This window comes from Rhizobium sp. G187, from assembly GCF_051549525.1.
Lineage (GTDB): Bacteria > Pseudomonadota > Alphaproteobacteria > Rhizobiales > Rhizobiaceae > Allorhizobium.
The window spans coordinates 122155-145688 of record NZ_JBPUGM010000005.1; the positions used below are offsets into that span (position 1 = coordinate 122155).

The window sequence follows — 23534 nt, forward strand, 5'->3', positions numbered from 1 at the left end:
AAGATGGCAGAGGTTCGGCTTACCGATATCCGCAAGTCCTACGGCTCGCTTGAGGTCATCAAGGGGGTAAACCTTGAGGTGCGCTCCGGCGAATTCGTCGTCTTCGTCGGTCCATCCGGCTGCGGCAAGTCGACGTTGCTGCGCATGATTGCGGGGCTTGAGGACATTTCGTCAGGCACGCTCGATATCGGCGGCAATGTGATGAACGATGTCGATCCGTCCAAACGCGGGATCGCCATGGTCTTCCAGACCTATGCGCTTTATCCGCATATGACCGTACGCGAGAACATGGGCTTTGCCCTGCGCTTTGCCGGCATGGCGAAGGATGAGATCGAGACCCGCGTCAATGCGGCGGCGAAAATCCTCGAACTCGACGCGTTGATGGATCGAAAGCCCAAGGCGCTTTCCGGCGGTCAGCGGCAGCGCGTGGCGATCGGCCGGGCCATCGTTCGCCAGCCGGATGTCTTCCTGTTCGACGAGCCGCTGTCGAACCTCGATGCGGAGCTGCGCGTGCATATGCGCGTCGAGATCGCCCGGCTGCATAAGGAGCTCAACGCCACCATCGTCTACGTCACGCATGACCAGGTGGAGGCGATGACGCTGGCCGACAAGATCGTCGTGCTGCGAGGCGGTCGCGTAGAACAGATCGGCGCACCGCTCGACCTCTATGACGACCCGGACAACATGTTCGTCGCTGGTTTCATCGGTTCTCCGAGAATGAATTTCCTGCCGGCAAAAGTGATCGCGCACCCAGGACCCGGCCAATTGACAGTAGCCTTGACAGCGCGGCCGGATACAGAGCTCACCCTATCCTCTCAGGCTGTGCCGAAGGTCGGCGAGGCGGTCACGCTCGGTATACGCCCGGAGCATTTCCTGCCGGAGGGCCATGGAGATGCGCAGCTGATCGCACATGTCGACGTGGTCGAACACCTCGGCAATACCAGTTATGTCTATAGCCACACCGTGCCCGGCGAGCAGATCATCATCGAGCAGGAAGAGCGCCGGCATGGCGAAAGGTTGGGTGGAAAAATCGCTGTCGGCATTTCCGGCGCCTCGAGCTTCCTCTTCGATCACGAGGGACGTCGTATCCGATAAACCGGGCTGGCGTTGTCAGGCCCGGCGGCGCATCATCAGGATCAAGAACGGTGCACCGATCAGAGCAGAAACGAGACCTGCGGGGATTTCGTAAGGGAAGACCGATACGCGACCGATCCAGTCGGCCAGCATCATCAGTCCGCCGCCGATGACGAGGCCACCGAGAAGCTGGGTCCGCGCCTGCCGCAATCCAAGCTCACGGGCCAGATGCGGGGCCATCAGACCGATGAAGGTCAGCGGGCCAACGCAGAGTGTCGCCGCCGCCGTGAGACAGCCGGACAGCAGGAGCAGCGTCAGGCGCGCAGCTTTGATGTCGATACCGAGTGCCTTTGCTGCACTGGGACCAAGCGGCAGGATGTCGAGCCATCGGTGGACGAGGAGTGCAACGCTCACCAGTACAACGCCGATTACGGTGACGACACTCGCAGTCTCCATGCCGACGGCATAGGTGGAACCGCTCATCCAGCGCAGCAGGAAAATCGTGCGCGGATCGCCCGTCGCACCGATTGCCCCGCCAATCGCATCGGCCATGGCCGAGAGGGCAATGCCGGCTAGCAGGACGCGTTCGGGTGCCAGCCCCGATTTCAGCGCAAAGAGGAAAACGACGGCCAGTACGGCAGCAGCCCCCAGGGTCGAGTAGACGAGCTGGAAGCCGATGCCCGGTTCCGTGGTGAAGAAGATGGCAAGCGTAACGCCGAGCGTCGCGCCTGCGCTGACGCCGAGCACTTCCGGGCTTGCCATCTCGTTTCCGGTCAAACGCTGCAAAATGATGCCCGCAGTTGCCAGCAAGGCACCTGCAATGCAGGCGGCAAGGATACGGGGGAAGCGCAGCGGAAGGATCTGAGACCACAGATCGGTTTGCAGCAGCGACCAGCCGCCGAGCGGATTGCGTCCGACCAGCACGGCGAAAAACAGGATTGTCATGCCCAAAGCCATGGCAAGCAGCAGGCCATACCGCGCCGACAATAACGGCGCCAGCGGCGCCGCTTTTTGCTCGGCAATCCTGTGCCGTGTCTTCAACCTGGGCAGAAGCAACAGAAGCAGCGGCGACCCGAAGATCGCGGTAAAAGCGCCGGTCGGCAGCATTTGCGGCCATAATCCTGTCAGCTGCATCAGCAAATTGTCGGCAAAGAACAGCAGCGCCGCCCCGATCAGCGTCGACCACAGGAGGAGTGCGCCCGGTCGTCTCGCGCCGGACAGCCGGGCGATGACGGGTGCAACGAGACCGATGAAGCCGATGACGCCGACGGCACTTGTGACGAGCGCTGCGAGCAGAACGGCCAGCGCAATTGCGACCAGGCGCAAGCGCTCAGGCTTCAGACCAACGGCGCGCGCGCCTTCCTCTCCAAGATCCAGCAGCGTCAGCGGTCGCACGAGAAGCGCGCTCAAACCGCCGATTGCGGCGAGCTTCCAGCCAAGTGCGATGGGGGTATCCCAGCTCTGCTGCGAAAGGGACCCCGCGCCCCAGATCGAGAGGCTCGTCAGATAGCGCTCATTCAGAAGCATCAGTACGGCGGAGAGACCGCCGCACCACAGGCTGATGACCAGACCGGAAATCACCAGCGTCAAGGGTGAAAAACCGCGGCGGGCACCGAGGAGGAAAACGAGAATGGCGGCGAGAGCCGAGCCGGAGAGCGCGACCAGATCGCGACCGAAACCGATTAGCGCCGGAAACCAGAGTGTCGCCACAACCAGCGCCAGATTGGCACCGGCGGAAATGCCAAGTGTGGTTGGCGAGGCCAGCGGATTGCGCAGGACCTGCTGGAACAGACTGCCGGCGAGCGCCAGGGCCGCGCCGCAAAGAAGCGCCGTTGCCATACGGGGAAGCGTCGACTGTTCGAGCACGACGAAGGCAATCACCCGATCCGGTGCGTCGGCGGAGAGGTTGAGGACCGGGGCGATCTGCATCCAGCCAAGGAGCAGACCGAGACCGAAGAGGGCAAGGGTCACCAGAAGTGGGCCAGGGTCGACACGGGTCACGACAGTGTCTCCTCCAGGTGGGCCGAGAGAATGCGCGCGAAGCGCATGGCGTCATTCAGCATGCCGAACATCAGTGAACCGGGGAGCACCGCAAACTGCCCGGGTCGAGCGAAGGGCAAGGCGTGCCACAAGCCACTGCGATCGAGGCTTTGCCCGATATCTTCGGCGAAGGGTTCGAGTGCAATCAGTTTTGCGCGCGGGTCTGTTACGCGGGCCAACCGCTCGAGCGGCACGGTTTCGAAACCCCAGAAGCTGCTGGTCCGGGGCCAGGCGTTTTTGATCCCGATGCGATCAAGCACATTGGTGAACAGGCCTGGGGCGGAATAAACCTGCACATGGCGCTGATCCATGAAGGTCGCAAGAACCAGTGGCGGGACATCGAGCGCAGCAAGCCGCGCACGGCAACCGGCAAACAGGGCCTCGGCACCATCGACCAAGGCTTCCGCTTCCTGGACCCTGCCCAGAGCCTTGCCGAGCTGTCTTGTCACCGCGACGGCCTTGGGCAGGACGTCTCCACCATCCGCCGCGTAGGCCCCGAGCGTCAGGACGGGTGCAATCTGCTCCAGCCTCGCTGTGAGCATGCCGCCAAAGGGGGTATTGAGAATCAGGTCTGGCTTTAGAGCAGAGACGATCTCGAAATTGACCTCCCAGGACGAGCCAATATCCGCAATATCAGGCGCAAGCGCTGGCTCGACCACCCATTTGTCCCAGTCGGCCATGGAGGCGATCCCGACCGGGGTGACGCCAAGACCGATTGCTGTGGAGGCAAGCCCATAGTCGAGGCAGACAATCCGTGGTGAAGACGTGCCCGCCCACGAGAAACCGGGCGCCGCAAGGCAGGCAGCAAGGCCCAGAAGGGCCTGCCGGCGATTGAGGTTCGGGATCACACGCGACACGTTTGGCATGTCAGCGGACATAGGCAATCGGCACGTTTCCATGCGGATTCGGCGTCACATCCATGTCGATGCCATAGATCATCCGTAAGCGCTCGGGATCGAGGATCTCGGCCGGCACGCCACTGGCGACGACCCGGCCCTGGCTCAGCGCGTGGATGTGGTCCGAAAAGCGGGCCGCCATGTTGATGTCGTGCAGGACGATCACAACACTCAAGCCCCGTTCGCGGGACAACCTTCGGATCAACGACAGGAGTTCTATCTGGTGGGCAATGTCGAGTGCTGAAGTCGGCTCATCCAGCAGCAGGCAATCTGTGTCCTGGGCCATCAGCATGGCAATCCAGGCACGCTGGCGCTCGCCACCGGACAGCGTATCGACCGTCCGATCGGCCAGGGCCTCGATATGGGTCATGGCGATTGCCTCATCGACCTTACGCCGGTCGAGATCGGAAAAACGACCAAGGGCGCCGTGCCAGGGATAACGCCCGCAGGCGACGAGTTCGCGCACAAGCATGCCCGCACCCGCGCCAAAATCCTGCGGCAGATACCCAACCTTGCGGGAAAAATCCCGCGCCGCAATGGCACCGATCGGCTCGCCGCGAAGTCTGACCTCACCGCGGCTCTTCTCGATCTGGCGGGCGAGGATCTTGAGAAGCGTCGACTTGCCGGACCCGTTGTGACCGATCAGGCTGGTGATGGCACCAGCGCCAAAATCGAGCGAGACGTCGTCAAGGATGCGACGCCCATCGACGATAAAGTCTATGTGCTCCGCCCTCAGAACCGGAGCCTCTGCCCCGACCGAAGCACCACCAACACTCATTGCGCACCCATCTCCGAGACACCCGTTGAGCTTCGCCTACTAAATATGATAGAACCATTCAACAATATTCCGCTTGAACCGGTCCATCCTCCCCCAAGGCCATGAATTTCCTTCCGCAGATGTCCAGCCGGATCGATGGCTTTTCGATCCAACGCAACTTCCACCGGCACTATTGGGACGGCATGGTCGTCGACCTGTGGGATGTCGATTGCGCCTCCGAGGCCGGCGGCACCTATGCCAGCAATCATCCGCGACTGTTTGCCGTTCTGGAAACGCGTCACGCGACAGCGGCAAGTTTTTCCATGGTGGAACATGGACGGCGGCCAATCACCGCCTGTGAAGAGCGCGCAGTCAGTTTCATCCCAGCCGGACTCGAACTGCGCACCGAGCTTTCGGGTGTCAGCTTTCTGCGCCATCTCGACCTGCATTTCGACATTGACAGCCTGACGCGTCGATTCGGAGATGCCCTGCCTCAAGGCCGGCTCGATGCGCCGCGATTTACCCTGAAAGAGGAGAGGCTGCTTCTGCTTGCGGATCTGATTGCACGCGAATGCGCCTCACCCGATCCGCTACACCAACTGTATGGCGAGGGTCTGACGCTGGCGCTTCTGACCGACATGCTGAAGATCGCCCCCACCCATGCGCGCGAAAGGTCGCGGCTAGCCTCCTGGCAGCTGCGCAAGGTGACCGACTTCATTGCGGACAATTGCCACCGGGCAATCCGGCTGGACGAATTGTCCGATATGACCGGCCTGTCACAATCGCATTTCAGTCATGCCTTCAAGGCGAGCACCGGCACCGCGCCGCACCAGTTCCAGCTTCGCGCCCGGATCGAGCGGGTGAAAGTGCTTCTCGCACGCAAAGACCTGTCGCTGACAGCCGTTGCAGCCGAAACCGGTTTTGCCGATCCCGCCCACTTCTCCCGATCGTTTCGCAAAGTCACAGGCCTCTCCCCATCCGCCTGGCGGCGGGAGAGGCTGCGATAAGAGGTTTACTTACGCAGAATGACCCAGATGGCATGGATGATGCCGGGCAGATAGCCGAACAGGGTCAGCAGGATATTCAGCCAAAAATGCAGGCCAATGCCGACCTGCAGGAAGACGCCGACGGGTGGCAGAAGGATGGCAAGAAGAATGCGAAGGACGTCCATGGAAACTCCGGTTCGGTGGTACTTCGCCGTCTAAACGCAGAACTGTGGCATTCGTTCATTCGATTAGATCGATAATTCGAAAGTTGCCGGGCCGGGACAGCCACGCACTCCTGAAGGCCGGTTTGATCGTCCTGGTGCGGCTGCCAAGGCTGGATGAGGTTTGAGGCAGGCTGCCGGGGCGTGGGGAGGACCCGGTGGCAGGCGCGTTGATGCCAGGGAAGCCGCGTGTCGCAACGCCCTCATGCTGAGGCTCACGCGGATGGCGCGGGCCTCGAAGCATCCCTCTGGCTTGGTATGCGGGTGGCTTGGTGCAGCGGTGGCCTCGTGCTTCTGATGTCGCATTCGCTCCCACCTCAGCATGAGGAGGAAGCGGTGGTGTTCAATCTGTCAAAAAACCCAAGCTTCGCCGCCGGTCGGGATCGCTCCCTCCGGGGATGGCATTGCTTGTCTCGGGTGAAACCCGAGGATCGGACGAGGCGCCAGAAGCAGCCTGTCTAAGTATAAGTATGTGGCTCCTTCCGGCGCCCCGTTCGGCGTCTTGTCCTGCTCGCATGCGTCTCTCTGGCAAGGCGGCGACGGTCTTCGGGGTGATCCCCAAAGATGGACCGGGCGCGGGTCCGGCATCCGCATCACCTTGGAGATGACACGTCCGCCTGGCCGGTGGCCCGGGAGGTTCCCGCCGGATGGTGCACCATTCCGACCGGGACCCTCGCCCGGGGGATGCATTTGGATCATTGGCGATCCCCTCGCATCCCCGCCGTTTGTTTCGCCCCGCCGTCAGGTCTTGTTCGCGACAGCGTTGGCGCCTTGTTTGTGTGCCTCTGAGGCACGCCCTTCCGATCAGAGTATCCGGGTTCTGAGGCATCCGACCCCATCACCCTCGTCCAGCTCCTCGTCCGGGGGGAGACCGTTGCAAGCGGGCCGGGGTTTTATGCCTGCGACAGCACATCGCCCCGGCGCCGATCCCGCCTCGCCTGACATCGCATCGTCAGGTGTATCCGAGGGCGGGACGGGGGTGAGTGTAATGCGGGGAAAATGGGCGGGGATGAAAAACAGGGTGCGGCTCTGATTTTGTTGGAGGTTTTCCGAAACTCATCCCCGGGCCACTCCGGGAATTGAGGGGCTTTTCGCGGCCTCCCTCTTCTCCCCAGCGGGGAGGAGATGGCGCGGTAGCGCCGGATGAGGGGACGGCATAGCCGCGCACAGAGCAGACACAAGGAACAATCGCCCTGCCGTCTCGCCTTGGCACTTCGCGTCCCCCCTCATCCCCAGTGCAACAAGTTGCACCTTAAGTCCTGCGGACCATCTTCTACCCGCTTGGGAGAAGATGGAGCGCGCCGCCTCCCACCCTTGCGATGGCACCATCGCCCTTTGCACATCAAGCCAAGAGTTGACAGGGACGGTTTATGTAATGTTATTACATAAACCGTCCCGAAGCGCCTTGTCGGCCTTCACCCTCATCGGAGATCCCACCATGAAGAGAAAACTGCCCGTCACCGTCCTTTCGGGCTTCCTGGGCGCTGGCAAGACGACGCTGCTCAACCACGTGCTGGCCAATCGCGAGGGCATGCGCGTTGCCGTGATCGTCAACGACATGAGCGAAGTGAACATCGATGCTGCGCTGGTGCGCGATGGCGGGGCCAATCTGTCGCGGACAGAGGAACAGCTGGTCGAAATGACCAATGGCTGTATCTGCTGCACGCTGCGGGACGATCTTTTGCAGGAGGTGCGGACGCTCGCTGCGGACGGTCGCTTTGACTATCTGCTGATCGAATCCACCGGCATTGCCGAGCCCCTTCCCGTAGCAGCCACCTTCGATTTTCGCGATGAAGACGGCCGGAGCCTTTCAGATGTCGCGCGGCTCGACACGATGGTGACTGTGGTTGACGCCGCCAATCTGCTCAAAGACTATGGTTCGGCCGATTTTCTGGCAGATCGCGGCGAAGCGGCGGGCGATGGCGACAATCGCACGCTTGTCGACCTCCTCGTCGAGCAAATCGAGTTTGCTGATGTGGTGATCCTGAACAAGGTGGGCAGCGCCTCGCCCGAGGAGCTTTCCGCCGCACGCACCATTGTCGCTGCGCTCAATCCCGATGCGCGGCTGATCGAGACGGATTTCGGCAAAGTCGAGTTGAAGGCAGTGCTCGATACCGGACGCTTCGACTTCGCCAAGGCCGAGACCCATCCGCTCTGGTACAAAGAACTGTACGGCTTCAAGGACCATGTGCCGGAAACCGAAGAATATGGCATCCGCTCTTTCGTCTATCGGGAAAATCGGCCCTTCGATCCAAGCCGGTTCCAGGCCTTCATCGATCGATCCTGGCCGGGCGTCGTCAGGGCAAAGGGGTTCTTCTGGCTCGCCACGCGACCGCATCATGTCGGCGAGATCAGCCAGGCCGGCGCATTGGTGCGAACCGGCCGGATGGGTCTCTGGTGGGCCTCGGTGCCGCGGGAGCGCTGGCCGCAGGAGCAGAGCTTCCACGAGATGATGCAGCCCTATCTGCATCCGGTCTGGGGTGACCGCCGGCAAGAGATCGTCTTCATTGGCGCCGATCCAATGGACGAGACGGCAATTCGGGCGGAACTCGACGCCTGCCTGCTCGATGCCCAGGACTTCACGCCTGACGCCTGGCGCAACCTGCCGGATCCCTTTGCCAGTTGGACGCAGACAGCTGCCTGAGGCGTCAGCATCCGTTTGAACCGTCATTGCATGCCGCGCCGGTGAGCCCGGCATGCCTATCCGCACTCGCCAGCATAGCCTTCGTCGTCGGGATCACCGGCGGGAGCATTTCCTTGCCCATCAAAACGCCCGCGCGACGGCAAGGCCCACGCCATTCACGGGGCCAAACACTCGTCGCATATGCCGCAACCATCATCATCCATAGAAGATGGGGCGCAGGACTTCTGGCAGCAGGGACAGGTGATCACATCATCACGCTTTCCATGGTGCGGCTCGGGCGGCAGGATCTCGATGCAGCGATCGGGCAAGCTTTCAGACATGTCGGGAAGACGTTGATCCATGATGATCCTCCGATGACCACGTCATCCAGAGATAGGAAGTCCCAGATCCATCGCAAGGGACCCATCTCGACAGCACTCTGCCGCCGCCTCGCCAAATTGTGGAACCCTTCCGCGCCGACGGGGTTTCCTTTTCTCAGCAACCAAAGGAGGAACCACAATGGACCACAGCAATCATGTCCGGCTCAACGCCACGGAACTCACGCCTGCCATTCTTGAGGGTGCGACCGTCTACGGCGCCGACGACCACAAGGTTGGCAAGGTCGACCATGTCCATGGAGCAGGTGCTGGCAGCCAGGCCATCATTGATGTCGGCGGCTTTCTCGGAATTGGTGCAAAGCCGGTGGCTGTTGCACTGACCGATCTTGAGTTCATGCGCGATGAGGACGGAGACGTCCATGCCGTGACATCCTGGACCAAGGATCAGCTCAAGGACATGCCCGAGCATCGCCATTAAGGATCCGACTGAGTGTTCAGCACGAGCCCGGCCATCCAGCCGGGCTTTTTTTTTCGTCCGTGCAGATCTTGGATTGCACAGCAGACACTGATATGTTCCCTTTTTGTTTTCATCGCCACGGTCGGCCGAATGCCATGAACATCGCGATCCAGACGCCGCTTCGCAAAATCATCCACGTCGACATGGATGCATTTTATGCATCGGTCGAACAGCGTGACAATCCGGAGCTTCGCGGCAAGCCACTGGCTGTTGGAGGCTCTGCGGCGCGCGGCGTGGTGGCGGCTGCGAGCTATGAAGCGCGTCGCTTCGGTGTGCACTCGGCAATGCCATCCGTGACGGCCGCGCGCAAATGTCCCGAGCTGATTTTCGTGCCGCCACGGTTTGACGTCTACAAGGCTGTCTCGCAGCAGATCCGGGAGATTTTTGCCGAATATACAGCGCTGATCGAACCGCTATCCCTCGACGAGGCCTATCTCGACGTCACGGAAAACCACAAAGGCATGGAGATCGCCACCGAGATTGCGCTCGAAATCCGGGCCAAGATCAAGGTGGTCACCGGGCTGAACGCCTCTGCCGGCATTTCTTACAACAAGTTCCTGGCGAAGATGGCGAGCGATCTCAACAAACCCAATGGTCAGGCGGTGATCACACCGAAAAACGGTCCCGCTTTTGTTGAAGCGCTGCCCGTCAAGAAATTCCATGGTGTGGGGCCTGCCACAGCAGAGCGCATGAAGCGGCATGGCATTGAGACGGGCGCCGACCTGAAGGCGAAATCGCTCCAGTTTCTCACCGAGCATTTCGGCAAATCGGGTCCCTATTTCTACGGCATTGCCCGGGGCATCGACCACCGGCAGGTGCGCCCTGACCGGATACGGAAATCCGTGGGCGCCGAAGACACATTCGCAGTGGACATCGACAGTCTCGACCTTGGACGACGCGAACTGAAGCCCCTGGCTGAAAAGGTCTGGCGATACTGCGAAGCGCATGGCATCCGGGGAAAGACGGTCACGATCAAGGTCAAGTATTCGGACTTCACCCAGGCGACACGTAGCCGAACGAGCACGCAGCCCTTTTCAGGCCTTGCTGACATTGTCGATACAGCAGAAGAACTTCTAGAAAGCGTTCATCCGTTCAAACGACCAGTGAGGCTGCTGGGCGTCACACTCTCGTCGCTTATCAGCGAGGGTGCCGAGATAGAGCCGCAGCTGGGCTTCGACCTGTAATTGCGCCTGGAATTGGCATTACAGGACCCGGCAGGAACAATGGGCTCCGCCGAGAAACGTTTTTGGCCGACATAAGGTACGTGACCTCTGAATTTGCAGGGTATTCTTGCTGGTCCGCGCAGGTCGGAGGTGGCAGGCAAGGACCCTCTCCTCAGCCAGCGCTTTATTCCCATCCACATGAATTTATTGCTTTATATTCGAGATCGCCGCACTTCGGCAGGCTTCGTAACCCTTTGACGTCATGTTCGTCCGAACCTCATTTGACGAATTGGTGACAAAACTGGAAGCGCGCTGAAAGGTCTCTCACTTGGCTGACATGGTCAGCACCTAAACCGATCGTCGACAGCACCGGCTTTTCTTTCCGATCCGGCTGCGCCCACGCGTCGACAAGGTTCCATTTCATGAAAATCGTTCAGATCACCGACACGCATTTCAGCCCGACCAAACCGCATTTTAATGGGAACTGGGAGCCGATCTGCCGCTGGATCCGAGAGGTCGAACCTGACCTCGTCGTCCATACCGGCGACCTGACCATCGACGGCGCGGACAAGGAAGAGGACATCGCCTTCTCGATGGCGATGATGACTGAACTCGACGTGCCCGTGCTTTTGGTTCCCGGCAATCACGATGTCGGCCATATGCCTGGCTCGCACCAGCCGGTCAACGATGTCCGTCTGGACCGCTGGCGCCGCCTTGCCGGTTCTGATCGTTTTGCCAAGGACATGGGCGACTGGCGCATCATCGGCCTGAACAGCCTGCTGGTCGGCTCCGGCCATGCCGAGGAAAGGAGGCAGCTCGACTGGCTGATCGAGACGCTGGAAGGCCGCGCCGGTCGCCGCGTCGCCATGTTTGCCCATAAGCCGCTCTTCGTCGATGACCCGGCCGAAGGCGATACCGGCTACTGGGGCGCACAGCCCGCAGAACGTCAGGAGCTTCTCGATCTGATGGCGGCCCATGACGTGGCGCTTTATGGAAGCGGCCACCTGCATTGGGCCTGGCAGGGTGCAGTGGGTGCCACCAAGCTGGTCTGGGCACCGCCGACCTCCTTCATCATCGACAAGCTTGAGCGCGAAATGCCCGGCGAACGCGTGGTTGGTGCCGCACTCCATCACCTGACCGATACAGTCACCAGCGAGATCGTCGCGGTTCCCGGCATGATCGCGCATGTGTTTGACGACGTGGTCGACCAGGTCTATCCGCGCCATGGGTCCACGGCCCCGGTGGAGGCTGCCGAATGAGCGCCTTCAGCCTTCGCGACATCAGCAAGTCCTTCGCTGGCAACAGCATCCTGAAGGGTGTCAGCCTCGCGGCCGAGCCGGGCGAGTTCATCGCCCTGGTCGGCCCGTCCGGCTGCGGCAAGAGCACGCTTTTGCGCATTGTCGCCGGCCTTGACCATGCTGACGGCGGCGAGATCATCATTGGTGGCGAGGACGTCTCGGCCCTGGCGGCCAGTGATCGCAACATCGCCATGGTGTTCCAGTCCTACGCGCTTTATCCGCATCTGACCGCCGGGCAGAACATTGCCGTTCCGCTCGCCATGCGCCGCCTGTCAACGGCCGGGCGCCTGCCGCTTGTCGGCAGCATGCTCTCCGGTCAGCGGCAGATCCGCGCCGATATCCAGCGCCAGGTGCGGGAGATGGCGGCCTCTTTGAAGATCGGTCATCTTCTCGACCGCAAGCCGGGACAGATGTCGGGTGGCCAGCGCCAGCGGGTGGCCCTTGCCCGCGCCATGGTGCGCCAGCCGCGCGTCTTCCTGATGGATGAGCCGCTGTCGAACCTCGACGCCAATCTGCGCGTCCATGCCCGTGGCGAGATCGTCGATCTGCACCGCAAGGCCGGCGTGCCGACGCTCTATGTCACCCATGACCAGTCGGAAGCGCTGTCGATGGCCGACCGCGTTGCCGTGATGATCGGCGGACGCCTGCTGCAGCTCGACAGCCCGCGCACGATCTATGACGATCCTGTTCATCTCGAAGTCGCAAAGTTTCTCGGCCAGCCGCGCATCAATATCCTGTCGACCGTGGTCGACGACCAGGGTCTTGTGCAGGCTGGCGATATCCGCCTTTCGACCCGCCTTGAGCTCACATCCGGGACGCCGGTCTCGGTCGCCTTCCGTCCGGAATTCGTGCGCCTTGCACCGTCCGGCGAAGGCGGTCTGCCGGCCCGGATCGAACGGCTCGAATTCCTCGGCTCGGAAGTCGTGGTCTTCACCCGGCTTGCGGCGATGGACGGCATCGTCGTGGCCAAGATCACGCCCGCCGACGCGATTGGCCTTGCCATTGGCGGCCGCATCGATCTGCGGCTCGATCCGGCTGCCATTCTGCTGTTTGACGCAGACGGCGACCGGCTTGCCGCCAGCATTGCCATGGTCGCAGCCAGAGAGCCGGAGGTGGTGAATGGCTAGTCTCGCCCTTGAGCCCCATCACACGAACGTTGCCAACACGGCAGCGCAGGCGGGCAGACGCCGGGAAGCCCGCATCGCCATGCTGCTTTCCGCCCCTGCCCTGCTGCTTCTCCTCCTCTTCATCATCCTGCCGACCATCGCCGTGATCTTTCTCGGCTTCACCGATTTCGAGCTTGGCTATTCAAGCTTCCGGTTCGTCGGGTTCGAGAACTATGCCGACCTCATCAACGACCGGACGTTCAGGAAATCGCTATGGAACACCACGGTCTATGCGGCGATCGTGGCGCCGGTCTCGATGGCGCTTGGACTGGCAATCGCGCTGCTGATCGAATCCGAAGGCTGGGGCAAAAGCCTGTTTCGCACCGCCTACTTCCTGCCGGTGGCCTCGCTTCTCGTCGCCATGGCAACGGTGTGGCAATATCTCTTCCACCCGACCATCGGCCCGATCAATGCAGCGCTTGCCATGATCGGCATTGACGGCCCCAACTGGCTCGGCGCCTCGAGCACCGTCCTCACCAGCCTGTCGATCATCGGCATCTGGCAGGCAACCGGCTTCAACATGGTGCTGTTCCTCGCCGGTCTCTCCGCCATTCCGCGTGAACTCTATCAGGCAGCCGAAGTTGACGGCGCACGCTCGGCGCTCTCGCGCTTCCGCCTCGTCACTTGGCCGATGCTTGGCCCGACGACACTGTTCGTCACAACGATCAGCATCATCAATGCGGTGAAAGTGTTCGAGACCGTCAAGACCCTGACCGAGGGCGGCCCCAACAAGGCGTCCGAAGTCCTGCTCTTCACCATCTATCAGGAGGGTTTTGTCTTCCTGAAGGTTGGCTACGCCTCGGCCATGACGGTGATCTTCCTCGCGATCCTGGTGTCGCTGATGTTCCTCCAATACCGCGTCATGGACCGGAAGGTGCACTACGCATGATGATGACCGCCCGTTTCACGCCCGGCCGCATCCTGCGCCTTGCTCTCCTGACGTTTGGGGCGATCCTTTTCCTCGCGCCCTATATTTTCATGATCTCGACAGCCGGCAAGGCACAGAGCGAGATCTTCTCCTCCTCGCTCAACCTCATCCCTGAGACCTGGTCCTATGCGGAAAACTTCGCCAAGGCCCTTGGCCGGGTGCCGGTGGGCGGCCTGCTCTTCAACGGGGTGATCGTCTGCGGCCTGATCCTCGTCGTGCAGGTGCTGGTGGCCATTCCTTGCGCCTATGCCATGGCCAAGCTGTCCTTCCGCGCCGCACGGCTGATGATGGCGCTGGTCATGCTCGGCCTGCTCGTGCCGATCCATGCGACGGCGCTGCCGCTTTACGTCGCCTTTGACCGGCTGTCGGTGCTCAATAGCTATTTTGCCCTGGTCGCGCCGTTCTCGATCTCGGTCTTCGGCATCTTCCTGTTTCTGCAGTTTTTCCGGGGCATTCCGGACGACCTGATCCATGCGGCACGCCTCGACGGCATGTCCGAGGCCGGCATCGTTGCCCGCGTTGTGGTGCCGAATGCCTGGCCGGCGATCACCGCCTTTTCGATCTTCTCGGTGGTTGCCCATTGGAACGATCTGTTCTGGCCGCTGATCGTCGTCACCAACCAGACTTATGCCACGCCGCCGCTCGGCCTTCTGTCCTTCCGTGCGGCCGAAGCCGGAGACGACTACGGCGCGCTGATGGCGGCCACCCTCATCATCACCCTTCCCCTCGTCATGGCCTTCCTGCTGGCGCAGAAACGCTTCGTTGAGGGCATTACCATGACCGGTCTCAAAGGCTGACCCGGTCGCAACCCAGGAGAACTGCGATGACTTATCTGAAGACGGCTCTGGCCGCCGCAGCGGTGACGCTGGCGGTAAGCCTGCCTGCCCATGCCGAGACGACGCTCAACGTCCACTATCCCATGCCCGGCTTCTTCAAGGACGTGATGGACACGATCTCGAAGAAGTTCATGGAAGAGAACCCGGACATCAAGATCACCTTCGCCAATCCTTCGGCGACCTATGAAGAAGGCATCCAGACCATCATGCGTCAGGCCGGCACGGCCGAAATGCCTGACATCACCTTTATCGGCCTCAACCGTCTGCGCATGGTCAATGAGCGCGACATCCCCGTCGATCTCGGCCCCTTCATGGCCAAGGACGGCAATATGGCCGAGCAGGGCTTTTCGGAAAACATCCTGAAACTCGCCCAGGTCAAGGGCAAGCAGGTTGGCCTGGCCTTCGCCACCTCCAACCCGATCATGTATTACAATGCCGATCTCGTGCGCAAAGCCGGCGGCGACCCGGACCAGCCGCCGAAGACCTGGGACGAGGTGATCGCGCTTTCGGCGAAGATCAAGGCCCTTGGCGACGGCAATGAAGGCATCGACTTCCGCTGGCAGGGCGATGACTGGATGTTCTCCGCTCTCCTCTTCGGTGCCGGTGGCCAGATGCTGAGCGACGACGAAGCGACGGTTGCCTTTAACGGTCCCGAAGGTCAAAAGGCCTTTGAACTGGTTGACCGCATGGTCAAGGAAGGCGGCCTTCCAGTCTTCACCAAGCAGGCCGGCGAACAGGCCTTTGTTGCCGGCAAGGTTGGCTTTGCCTTCCAGACCACCGGCGCATTGCGCAACACCATCAAGAATGTCGGCGACAAGTTCGAGCTGCGCACCGCCCATATTCCGCTGATCGATCCGGAAAACGGCAAGCTGCCGACCGGCGGCAATGCGGCCGTCATGCTGACCCGCGATGCCGAGAAGCAGGACGCCGCCTGGAAGTTCATCAAGTTCGCCTCGGGCCCCTTCGGTGCCTCGGTCGTCGTTCCCGGCACGGGCTATGTTCCGAACAATGAACTTGCCGCCCAGTCGCCGGACTATCTCGGCAATTTCTACAAGGAGAACCCGCTGTTCCGCGCCGGCCTTGAGCAGATGCCGCTGATGCAGCCTTGGTATGCCTTCCCCGGTTCGAACGGCGTCAAGGTCACCCAGACCATCGTCGAGAACCTGTCGCGCGTGGTCGAGCAGTCGGCCGAGCCGAAGGAAGCGCTGGATGACGCAGCCGCCGAAGTCGAAGGCCTGCTGCCGCGCAGCTAAACCTGATGCTTGATCAGGACTGAAGAGGCTGACGCGTCGCTTTCAGAAGCGGCGCGTCATGCCGTTTGGGGGGCCGCGCAATCAACCGGCTTGGTCGATCCGCCGGACCGTACCACCGACATTCAGCTTGTAGCCGAGCGTAAGGTGCCGGGGTGCCGCAGCGTTTTCCGCAATGTCGAGCAGCAGGGAAGCCGCTGTCGCCCCCATGCTGGCATCCGTCGTCTCGATGGTCGTCAAGGGCGGATGGACGAGACGGCCGATGGCAATGCCATCAAAGCCTGCGACAGACACATGCTCCGGGACCGAAAGCCCCTCACGCCGGAGGGCGGCGATGACGCCGAGCGCCAGAAGATCGTTCGAGGCGATGATCGCTGTCGGACGATGTAGAGACATGGCCTGGGTCAGATCGAGGTCGTCATATCCGGTGGTAAACGACACCTGCAAGGCGTCGAGCATCGGCAGCCCCGCCGCCTCCATCGCGTCCCGATATCCGGCATAGCGCAGCCGTGCCCGGTCGGAACTGGCAAAGCTGCCGGAGACGAACAGGATGCGAGAATGGCCGTGTTCGACCATATGCAGGGTGACATCGCGTCCGGCCAAGCGGTTGTCGATGGTGACGGCGGCTGGAAAGCGGGCATTGGGGAGATTGTTGAGAAGAACCGTCGGCGGCAGCGTCGCCGGCAGAGTGGATTGGCTCTTCATCGGGTCGCAAACTGTCAGGATCAACCCACTTGGCTTTTCGGCCAGCAGGTAGTCGACGGCATCGGCCTCACGCGACGGATCATAGTCCGACTGGGCGATCAGCACACCATAGCCGGAGACGCGCATGCGGTTCTGGATGCCTGCCAGGGAGGCGGCGAAGACGGGATTGGTGATGCTCGGGATGAGCACGCCGATGGCCGGACGGCGGCGTCCGGCAGGCAGGTTCCGGTCAAGCTTGTGATAGCACAGATCCGACGCTGCCTTGCGCACACGCCGCACCATGCCTTCGCTGACCGGTCCGCTGCGGTTCAGCACGCGACTGACAGTTGCCATGGAGCAGCCGGCGCGCGAGGCAATTTCTTCTAGTGTCGACATGCCGGGCTCGCCATTGTCAGGCGCGACTGGAATGACGGCATGACGTCCGTCTTCAGTGTCGTCACAGAACTGCTCCCAGTTGTTGGACCAGGGCTTCGGATATTCACATGCCCTCGCAAAGCGGCCCGTATCATGCGGCCTACACATCCTGGTGCAAACTGTCCGCCTTAGAGCAAGACAGCGTGACCACCATGTGACATCCGCATTGCGGTCGCGCCTCTGCCATGCCGTTCGGGCGTCTTGGCACCTGTCGGCCCTCGAACGGAGCCGGGTGGCAGACAGATATGCGGGCCAGAGTCAGATGTTCAGCAAAGCTTCGGTGGCCCGCGCCCCGGTTCCCGCCAGCACCGCCTCCGCATGCGCCATCATTAGCGGGCCAACACCCTTGGCATCATCGAATACAACGGGCTCCGTGAGGTAATATCCGGGCGAGCCGTCACGATAGCGACCTTCGAAACCACCCAAGCCGGCGACATGAACGATGCCGCCAAGGCGGACAGCGCCGCCTGGCTCCTGTTCCAGCTTGAGGTCACGGATCGCATGCAGTGCCCTGCGCCCGGCCGCAGCAAGACACCGAGCATCCGAACCAGGCGCAAGACCCAACCGGGCTGCGCGCATCAGGGCAAAGGCAAACATTGCAGACGCCGAGGTTTCTTCATAGTTCCCGTCAAGATCCGGCGCATCAAGAACCTGCATCCACAGGCCGTTGTCCGTCTGGCGCGCGACGATCGCGTCGAGCAGGGAGGCAAGACGCAGACGGAGCGTGGCTGTCCCCTCGTCCATCGGCAAAAGCGCCAGCGCATCGACCATCGCCATGGCGAGCCAACCCACGGCGCGCGCCCAGACAGCGGGCGACTTGCCGGTGAGGGGATCGGCCCAGCGCTGCGCACGCGCATCATCATACCCATGCACATACAGACCACCGGGGGCCGACGTCAGCGCGAGTGCGGTCGCGAACTGCTGCAAGGCATCGGTCACCAAGCCGGGCTTGCCTCTGACCTGTCCATATTCGATCTGGAACGGTAGTCCCATATAGAGCCCATCCAGCCAGACTTGATGCGGATAGCGCTGCTTGTGCCAGTAATTGCCGGCGGGGATTCGCGGATGGGTCTGCAATTGAGAATAGAGCCGGTCGGCGGCGCGCAGATAGCGCTCCTCCCCCGTATCGCGGTGAAGCGCAAAAAGCGCGCGGCCGGAGAGAATGTGGTCGATATTGTATTCGAGCGGGTCGTAGCCGAGCAGTGCGCCGTCCTGGCCGATCTGGCGGTCGGCCAGACGATGCAGATGTGCCATCCAACGGGGCTCGCCTGTCGTTGCCGAGAGAAGCTCCAATCCGCGATAGATACAGCCGTCCTCATAGCACCAGCTTGCTCCCTTGTAGGGCTGATAGCCTTCGGCGAAGCGGTCGAAATAGTCGGGAAGGGTCATTGTGAGGTCTCACGCGGGGGATCAAGGGAAATGGTGGCATCGCTGATCAGGCTTGGATCGTCGCAGGTGATTTCGGCGCATTCGGCGAGAATGGCCTCGTGGCGCATCGGCCGGACGTAATCCGCCATGATCGGCGGTATCGGGCGGGCATCTGGGTCATGCGACAGGATGGCCAGATTCGAGATATGGACATTGCGGATCGGCGCCTCGGGCAGGCCGAGGAAGACGCCGGCTGCATGGGCAAGACCGCGGATCTCCACATGGTCCACAGTGATGCCGTCGATCAGCGGCGTGCCCGGGCCGAACGGCTGGGGCGCGCGGCTCTGCACCCAACCCGCATGACCATCGACATCGCAATGATAATGGGCATTGGCAGAAAGCGCCGTTTCGACCCCGTCGAGCAGCACGCGGCGCATGGTGATGTTGGCGATGATCCCACCCCGGCCACGCCGGGTTTTCAGCCGCAAACCGCGGTCAGTGCCGCGCATCTCGCAATCCTCGACGGTGACGTCATGCACACCACCCGACATTTCCGAACCGATGACGAGGCCGCCATGGCCCCGCTCCATCAGGCAGTGGCGGACGTGGATGCCGCGGGTTTCCGCAACATGATCGCCCTCACCGCTGTCGCCGCGCTTGCCCGCCTTGACGGCGATACAGTCGTCACCCACCGAAAAGCGGGTTCCGGCAATGAGGACGTCAAGGCAGGATTCCGGATTGAAACCGTCGGTATTCGGGCTGTCATGCGGGGCGAGGATATGCAGACCCGCAGCCGTCAGGCGCTCGCAGCCCTGGGGATGGATGGTCCAGGACGGGGCATTGCGGATGGTGAAGCCGAGAAGCGTCACATCACGGCTGGAGATGAGATGCAGCCCGCGCGGACGACGAGCGCCTTCCCGCGTCTCTTTGGGCCAGGCCCACCAATCGCCTTCTGCCCCCGAACCGTCGAGCAGCCCCCTGCCTTCGATTGTCAGACGATCGACATTGATGGCATGAACAGGCGCTGCAAAACAGGCCGCGGGCAGACCTTCCCAACTGCCAAGCATGCGGCCGGCCTCGTCACGCGCCGGCAGGATCGGCCAGCCGATGCGCGTGGACGGCGCGCGCAAGATCGCGCCCTCGGCGAGATTCAGGGTCATGTCGCTTTTCAAGACGGTGGGATAAGCCGTCCAGACACCCGGAGGCACGAGAAGCGTGCCGCCTGTGGGCACCGCTTCGATGGCGCGGCCAAGGGCCTCGGCATTACCCCAGGCCGTGTCGGCATCGTCCAGTTCGACATCAGGGAGAAGGCCAAAGTCAACGGCGTTAACGAGGCCAGCGCAGGGGCGTGTCGAAAAGGCCAGAGCCTCAAAACCCTCCACTTCAAATTGGTAGGTCGTCTCAGGGATCAGATCATGCAGCAGCAGAACGGCCGTTTCGACCCGGTCCTCCCTTGTGCGCGCAGCACCGCCGCCGTCGAGGGACCTCAGGCGATACGCCAGCGGCTCCGGCAGGTGGTAACGCGCATCGGGGACCGGCAGGCATAGCGCTGCCGTTCGCGCGGATAGCGCGAGGATGGAAGGTCGGGTCATGATCTCGTCTCCGGGCTCACGCCCGCATGGAATGAAGTGCCCGCCGCGCATTCCGCGGCGGGCGGTGTCAGTGTCAGTCGAACTTCGCCAGGACGTCGTTCACTGTGTCGATGATCTGCTGGGCACCATCTTCGGCGCTGATCTGGCCATAGGCATATTCCTCCAGCGTATCGATGAAGGCGGCCCGAATTTCCGGATGCTCATTGAAGGGCGAAACGAGCGGGCCGGAGGCTGCCATGACGATGGCATTGGCAGCACGGACTTCCGGCTCACCGCTCTCACCAAGACGGGCGGCTGCAGCCTTGGACGCGGGAAGACCGCGCGAGGTGCCAAGCGCATCGACACCCTCCGGCTCGTTCAGCAGGCAGTTGAGGATCTGGGCGGCGGCTTCCGGGTTCTTCGAATTGCGCGAGATCGAGAAGACCATGGACGGCTTGCGATAGACCCCATCCGTGACGGAATCGGCGAATTTCAGCATGGGAGACGGCGCAAGAACCTGGCCCTCTTTCAGTGGGTCGGCATATTTCGAATAGGTCGAATCCCACTCATAGGATCCGGCAATCTTGCCTTCAGACCAGGCCGGCTTCTCGAACAGGTTGACGTTGCCGTCTGCTGCCTCTTCCTTCTGCGAGCGAATGGCCTTGGCCTCGACCAGTTTGCCGAGGAAAGAAATGCCGGCCGCCAGCTCTTCCGGGGTCCAGGCCACGCGGTTGGTGGCGGGATCGACGAGATCCTTGCCGGTCTTTTGTACAATGGCCAGCGTCACAACCAGTTGCGCCGTCTCCTTGACGGCGTTGAAGGTGTAGTAGTCCTCGCCAAGTTTCTGCTTGATCGTGGCCGTCGCCTCGAAGAACTCTTCCCAGGTCTTCGGGATAGCGACACCGGCCTTTTCGAAGGTCGTCTGGTTGAAGAAAAAGACGCGACCGGTGGTGGAGACGGACACGCCTTGAAGGACACCGTTCATCGAGCCCGCCTTGAGATCCGTCTCGGTCCAGTTGGAGAGGTCCAGCGCGGTCAGCTTGGTGAGATCGGCGAAGCCTTCCCCATTGCGCGAGAACAGCGGCAGCCAGGGCCAGTTGACCTGCATGATATCCGCTTCGGTGCGACCTGCCATCTGGGTGGTGAGCTTTTCCAGATACCCGTCGAAGCCGGTGAACTCGCCCTTCACGGTGTGACCGTGTTTGGCACCGCAGGCCTCGATGGCCTTTTGGGTGGCAACGTGACGGCTTTCGCCGCCCCACCACGACATGCGCAGTTCTGCCGACTGGGCAGGCGTTGCCACGATTAGCGCGCCATAGGCCACACCGGCCAGGGCTGTCAGGGTCTTCTTCAATGTCATTGTCGTTCCTCCTTGGGTTAGGGCCGCACGCTGCCTCCTCACAGCGAGACGTTGCGGCCGTCGGTTTTGTCGAAGATGTGGATGTGATCGAAATCAGGGCGGAGCCGCACAGTCCCGGCGCCGCCAAGCGCCTCGTAGTCCGCAGCGCCGACAACAGCGACCAGCTTTCGGCCGTCCAGCTCCGCATGGAGATAGACTTCATGGCCCATGAACTCGGCATTGGTCAGCCGCGCATCAAACCCCTCCCCGTCAGAGACCAGCGAGAGATGTTGCGGCCGGATACCGACGACCGCGTCCTTCGGGCGCGCGGAGAGCCGTGCAGACAGCCCACCGCCAAGCGGCAAGCTCTGGTTGCCGATGGCAAACCTGTCGCCATCGATGGTCGCGTCAACCAGGTTCATCTCCGGGCTGCCGATGAAGCCTGCAACGAAGAGATTGGCCGGATGATTGTAAAGCTCCTTCGGGGTCGCCACCTGCATGATGTGCCCGGACTGCATGACGCAGATCCGGTCCCCCATGGTCATCGCCTCGGTCTGGTCGTGGGTGACGTAGATGACCGTTGACGACAGGCCACCGGCCTTCAACTGGCGATGCAGGTCGGTGATGCGCACCCGCATCGAGGCTCTGAGCTTGGCGTCGAGATTGGAGAGCGGCTCGTCGAAGAGAAAGACGCCGGGCTGCTTGATCAGCGCCCGGCCGAGCGCCACGCGCTGGGCCTGACCACCCGATAGCTGCTTTGGCAAGCGGTCGAGCAGCGGCTCGATTTCCAGCATCTTGGCAACGCGGTCGATCGCCTCGGCGATCTCCGGCTTGGACTTGCCGGCGATCTTCAGGCCGAAGGCCAGATTGTTGCGGACCTTCATGTGCGGATAGAGCGCATAGTTCTGGAAGACCATGGCGATCGAACGCTTGCCCGGCGGCAGGTCGTTGACGCGTCGGTCGCCGATCAGGATTTCGCCGCCGGAGATTTCCTCCAGCCCCGCCACCATGCGCAGCGTTGTCGACTTGGCGCAGCCGGAGGGGCCGACCAGCACCATGAACTCGCCGTCCTCGATGTCGAGGTTGATCCCATGCACGGCCTTGAAGGCGTTGCCATAGGTCTTTTCGAGATTTTTCAACTGTACTCTTGCCATGCTCAGCCCTTGATCCCGCCGGACGAGATCCCTTCAATGAAGTATCGTTGCGCCGCGAAAAAGACGACGAGCGCGGGGGTAATGGTGAGGACCGACATTGCCAGGATGCGGTTCCACTCGAAGGCCTCTGTCGTATCGATCGACAGTTTCAGGGCCAGGCTCACTGGGTATTTGTCGACCGATGACAGGTAGATCAGCGGTCCGAGGAAGTCGTTCATCGTCCACATGAACTGGAACAGGCATACGGAGATGAGAGCCGGCGCCAGCATCGGCACCACGATGTAGAGGAGCGTCTGCAGCGAATTGGCTCCGTCCACGCGCGCCGCCTCCTCCATGTCCGGTGGCAGCGAACGCAGGAACTGCACCAGCATGAAGACGAAGAAGGCGTCACCGGCAAAGGCTGAGGGCACCCAGAGCGGCAGGAAGGTGTCGAGCCAGCCGAGATCGCGGAACAACATGTATTGCGGAATGCGGGTAACGACATTCGGCAGGAGCAGGATCGCGATGACAGAGCCGAAGAACAGCTTCTTCAACGGGAAATCGAAGCGGGCAAAGGCATAGGCCGCAAGCGTGCAGGAGATCGCCGTGCCGATGACCTTCGGCATGATGATCAGGAAGGAATTCCAGAAGAACCGGCCGAACGTATAGGGTGTCGAGGTCTCCCAGCCCTTTACATAGCCATCCACCGTCGGCTGCTGTGGCCAGAAACCTGCACCGGAGAAGATCTCTGAATTGGTCTTGAAGCTCGCGCCAACCAGCCAGATCAGCGGATAGAGCATGACGAAGCCGACGACCAGCAGCAGCGTGTAGCGCAGGGTGGTCGATGCAAGGGCGAGACGGCGGCGGCGCGCGGCCTGCAGATCATTGAGGGTTGCAAGGTCTGTCATGGC

General features: G+C 61.8%; 21 protein-coding genes. 10 read left to right on the forward strand and 11 right to left on the reverse strand.

Annotated features, from left to right (window positions below):
• Nucleotides 1-3: 3 nt before the first annotated feature.
• Nucleotides 4-1095 (forward strand): ABC transporter ATP-binding protein, encoded by a 1092-nt coding sequence (locus tag ACSV9I_RS15580; RefSeq protein ID WP_438329785.1) that lies wholly within the window; start codon nucleotides 4-6, stop codon nucleotides 1093-1095.
• A 15-nt stretch (nucleotides 1096-1110) separates the two neighbouring features.
• On the opposite strand, the gene fhuB is transcribed toward ACSV9I_RS15580, so the two are convergent.
• Genes fhuB through ACSV9I_RS15595 form a run of 3 tightly spaced genes read right to left on the reverse strand, consistent with a single transcriptional unit; the run spans nucleotide 1111 to nucleotide 4788 of the window.
• Complete coding sequence (gene fhuB / locus ACSV9I_RS15585; RefSeq protein ID WP_438329786.1) at nucleotides 1111-3075, reverse strand: Fe(3+)-hydroxamate ABC transporter permease FhuB; 1965 nt, start codon at nucleotides 3073-3075, stop codon at nucleotides 1111-1113.
• Nucleotides 3072-3992 carry an iron-siderophore ABC transporter substrate-binding protein gene (locus tag ACSV9I_RS15590; RefSeq protein ID WP_438330012.1) on the reverse strand — a complete coding sequence of 307 codons (921 nt, stop codon included), beginning with the start codon at nucleotides 3990-3992 and terminating at the stop codon, nucleotides 3072-3074. The genes fhuB and ACSV9I_RS15590 overlap by 4 nt, the downstream gene beginning before the upstream one ends.
• Nucleotides 3982-4788 carry an ABC transporter ATP-binding protein gene (locus ACSV9I_RS15595; RefSeq protein WP_438329787.1) on the reverse strand — a complete coding sequence of 269 codons (807 nt, stop codon included), beginning with the start codon at nucleotides 4786-4788 and terminating at the stop codon, nucleotides 3982-3984. The genes ACSV9I_RS15590 and ACSV9I_RS15595 overlap by 11 nt, the downstream gene beginning before the upstream one ends.
• 101 nt (nucleotides 4789-4889) lie before the next feature.
• Here ACSV9I_RS15595 and ACSV9I_RS15600 point away from each other — a divergent pair, with 101 nt between their 5' ends.
• On the forward strand, nucleotides 4890-5774 hold the full coding sequence (locus ACSV9I_RS15600; RefSeq protein WP_438329788.1) for a helix-turn-helix domain-containing protein: 885 nt from the start codon (nucleotides 4890-4892) through the stop codon (nucleotides 5772-5774).
• A gap of 5 nt (nucleotides 5775-5779) precedes the next feature.
• Here ACSV9I_RS15600 and ACSV9I_RS15605 read toward each other — a convergent pair whose 3' ends face one another.
• A complete protein-coding gene (locus ACSV9I_RS15605; protein WP_082352663.1) occupies nucleotides 5780-5938 on the reverse strand; it encodes a YqaE/Pmp3 family membrane protein in 159 nt (52 codons plus the stop codon).
• Nucleotides 5939-7412: 1474 nt separating this feature from the next.
• On the opposite strand from ACSV9I_RS15605, the gene zigA reads away from it, so the two are divergent.
• The gene (gene zigA, locus ACSV9I_RS15610) at nucleotides 7413-8618 is read left to right on the forward strand and encodes a zinc metallochaperone GTPase ZigA (protein WP_438329790.1); all 1206 of its coding nucleotides are present in this window, start codon (nucleotides 7413-7415) and stop codon (nucleotides 8616-8618) included.
• Between the two features lie 155 nt (nucleotides 8619-8773).
• Here zigA and ACSV9I_RS15615 read toward each other — a convergent pair whose 3' ends face one another.
• Nucleotides 8774-8959 (reverse strand): hypothetical protein, encoded by a 186-nt coding sequence (locus tag ACSV9I_RS15615; protein ID WP_438329791.1) that lies wholly within the window; start codon nucleotides 8957-8959, stop codon nucleotides 8774-8776.
• A 157-nt stretch (nucleotides 8960-9116) separates the two neighbouring features.
• On the opposite strand from ACSV9I_RS15615, the gene ACSV9I_RS15620 reads away from it, so the two are divergent.
• From ACSV9I_RS15620 to ACSV9I_RS15650, 7 genes are all read left to right on the forward strand, one after another.
• Nucleotides 9117-9413 carry a PRC-barrel domain-containing protein gene (locus ACSV9I_RS15620; protein WP_438329792.1) on the forward strand — a complete coding sequence of 99 codons (297 nt, stop codon included), beginning with the start codon at nucleotides 9117-9119 and terminating at the stop codon, nucleotides 9411-9413.
• Between the two features lie 134 nt (nucleotides 9414-9547).
• Nucleotides 9548-10636 (forward strand): DNA polymerase IV, encoded by a 1089-nt coding sequence (gene dinB / locus ACSV9I_RS15625; RefSeq protein WP_438329793.1) that lies wholly within the window; start codon nucleotides 9548-9550, stop codon nucleotides 10634-10636.
• 401 nt (nucleotides 10637-11037) lie between these two features.
• Entirely contained in the window at nucleotides 11038-11874 is an 837-nt protein-coding gene (locus ACSV9I_RS15630) for a metallophosphoesterase family protein (RefSeq protein WP_438329794.1), read from the forward strand.
• Complete coding sequence (locus ACSV9I_RS15635) at nucleotides 11871-13040, forward strand: ABC transporter ATP-binding protein (RefSeq protein WP_438329795.1); 1170 nt, start codon at nucleotides 11871-11873, stop codon at nucleotides 13038-13040. The genes ACSV9I_RS15630 and ACSV9I_RS15635 overlap by 4 nt, the downstream gene beginning before the upstream one ends.
• Nucleotides 13033-13968, forward strand: a complete 936-nt coding sequence (locus ACSV9I_RS15640; RefSeq protein WP_438329796.1) for a carbohydrate ABC transporter permease — start codon at nucleotides 13033-13035, stop codon at nucleotides 13966-13968. The genes ACSV9I_RS15635 and ACSV9I_RS15640 overlap by 8 nt, the downstream gene beginning before the upstream one ends.
• On the forward strand, nucleotides 13968-14804 hold the full coding sequence (locus ACSV9I_RS15645; RefSeq protein ID WP_438330013.1) for a carbohydrate ABC transporter permease: 837 nt from the start codon (nucleotides 13968-13970) through the stop codon (nucleotides 14802-14804). The genes ACSV9I_RS15640 and ACSV9I_RS15645 overlap by 1 nt, the downstream gene beginning before the upstream one ends.
• Before the next feature lie 26 nt (nucleotides 14805-14830).
• On the forward strand, nucleotides 14831-16096 hold the full coding sequence (locus ACSV9I_RS15650) for an ABC transporter substrate-binding protein (RefSeq protein WP_438329797.1): 1266 nt from the start codon (nucleotides 14831-14833) through the stop codon (nucleotides 16094-16096).
• An 81-nt stretch (nucleotides 16097-16177) separates the two neighbouring features.
• On the opposite strand, the gene ACSV9I_RS15655 is transcribed toward ACSV9I_RS15650, so the two are convergent.
• The 6 genes from ACSV9I_RS15655 to ACSV9I_RS15680 form a co-directional block, all read right to left on the reverse strand.
• Nucleotides 16178-17173: a substrate-binding domain-containing protein gene (locus tag ACSV9I_RS15655; RefSeq protein ID WP_438329798.1), complete on the reverse strand. Its 996-nt coding sequence runs from the start codon at nucleotides 17171-17173 to the stop codon at nucleotides 16178-16180.
• Between the two features lie 297 nt (nucleotides 17174-17470).
• Nucleotides 17471-18601: a glycoside hydrolase family 88/105 protein gene (locus tag ACSV9I_RS15660; protein ID WP_438329799.1), complete on the reverse strand. Its 1131-nt coding sequence runs from the start codon at nucleotides 18599-18601 to the stop codon at nucleotides 17471-17473.
• Complete coding sequence (pglA, locus tag ACSV9I_RS15665; RefSeq protein ID WP_438329800.1) at nucleotides 18598-20172, reverse strand: polygalacturonase PglA; 1575 nt, start codon at nucleotides 20170-20172, stop codon at nucleotides 18598-18600. The genes ACSV9I_RS15660 and pglA overlap by 4 nt, the downstream gene beginning before the upstream one ends.
• Before the next feature lie 73 nt (nucleotides 20173-20245).
• A complete protein-coding gene (locus ACSV9I_RS15670) occupies nucleotides 20246-21511 on the reverse strand; it encodes an ABC transporter substrate-binding protein (protein WP_438329801.1) in 1266 nt (421 codons plus the stop codon).
• A 38-nt stretch (nucleotides 21512-21549) separates the two neighbouring features.
• Nucleotides 21550-22644: an ABC transporter ATP-binding protein gene (locus tag ACSV9I_RS15675; protein WP_438329802.1), complete on the reverse strand. Its 1095-nt coding sequence runs from the start codon at nucleotides 22642-22644 to the stop codon at nucleotides 21550-21552.
• Nucleotides 22645-22646: 2 nt separating this feature from the next.
• On the reverse strand, nucleotides 22647-23531 hold the full coding sequence (locus ACSV9I_RS15680; RefSeq protein ID WP_438329803.1) for a carbohydrate ABC transporter permease: 885 nt from the start codon (nucleotides 23529-23531) through the stop codon (nucleotides 22647-22649).
• Between the last annotated feature and the right edge of the window lie 3 nt (nucleotides 23532-23534).